Annotated in this window: 2 protein-coding genes; both read right to left on the bottom strand. The window is 58.4% G+C overall.

Going from position 1 to position 1003, the window contains the following annotated elements; all coding sequences use genetic code 11:
- Complete coding sequence (locus AC097P_RS25175; protein WP_479613136.1) at window positions 1-426, bottom strand: GNAT family N-acetyltransferase; 426 nt, start codon at window positions 424-426, stop codon at window positions 1-3.
- A 35-nt stretch (window positions 427-461) separates the two neighbouring features.
- Window positions 462-872, bottom strand: coding sequence for a YybH family protein (locus AC097P_RS25180; protein ID WP_479613137.1), 411 nt, complete (start codon window positions 870-872; stop codon window positions 462-464).
- Window positions 873-1003: the final 131 nt, after the last annotated feature.

A 1003-nucleotide genomic window follows, 5' to 3' on the forward strand; every position in this document is an offset into this window, starting at 1 on the left:
TCATTGGCCTGTCCGCGGACGATATCTTTCAAACGCGTAGCTGGCCTTTGAGCCGGAAAAACCAGCGGCCTCGTAAAAGCGGTGCGCAGCTTCCCTGTGGATACCCGATCGCAGCCTGACCCGCGCGTAACCAAGGGCGTTGGCCCAATCGCAGGCGTGCTGCAGAAGCCCGTTTCCTATGCCCTGCCGCTGATGGCTGGCGGCCACCACCAAGGCTTGAACCTCGGCATACCCCTCGCTTGCCAGCAGGCGGACGCCCTGGATTTGGCAAAGGCCAATAAGTGCTCCGCCCATCTCGGCAACAAACGCCTCTTGGTGGGGCCATTCGCGCAACGCAGTTAGTCGCACTTGCAACTGATCGGGAGTTGCGCTGTAGCCCAGATCGGGGAGTAGGGCCGCTACAGCGTGGCAATCGGCGTCGCGCATGCTTCTGATGGTGGTACCTGTGTGGGGCATTGGCGTCATTGCTTGCTGGGGTAGCGGCTCAGGTGTTCATGGATGATCTGCAGCCGACCACCTTCGATAACCAGTACCCGCGTCCCCCTGTCCTGAATTCGGAAGGGCTGTCCGTCCATCGCGCCTTCCCAGTTGTAGGTGTAGGTGGCGGTTGCGCTCTTGGTGTCGAAGGTGAGCACCGCAATGTCGGTAAGGTAGAAGCGCGTCTTCTTGACGTTGGCATTGCTGCCTTTCCAGGTTTTTTCGAACGCGCCCCGCACGGCCGGCTTGCCGACAAAGTCGCCGTCGTTGAAACGAAAGACTGCGTTGTCGTGGACCATGTCCTGCACCAGATCGAAGTTCTCCTTCTCAGCGATTGCCTCGAAGTGGTTCAGGAACTGGACGATGGAGTCTTTGGTGAGAGTGGTGTCGTTCATATGAACCTTTCCTGTTGAGCAGCCGGTGCTGAGGCTTGAGAATAGCGTGGCAGTGATCAACAGTATGGCGCTGCGCCAAAAACCAGACATGCAAACCTCCTGCGAATGACTTGAGAACAGTTCGCTACTCC

The organism is Rhodoferax sp. ZS1R8 (assembly GCF_056521325.1).

Bases quoted from the DNA above. Each gene is read 5' to 3' on its own strand.
- AC097P_RS25175 (WP_479613136.1), bottom strand. From the start codon at position 426: ATGCGCGACGCCGATTGCCACGCTGTAGCGGCCCTACTCCCCGATCTG.
- AC097P_RS25180 (WP_479613137.1), bottom strand. From the start codon at position 872: ATGAACGACACCACTCTCACCAAAGACTCCATCGTCCAGTTCCTGAAC.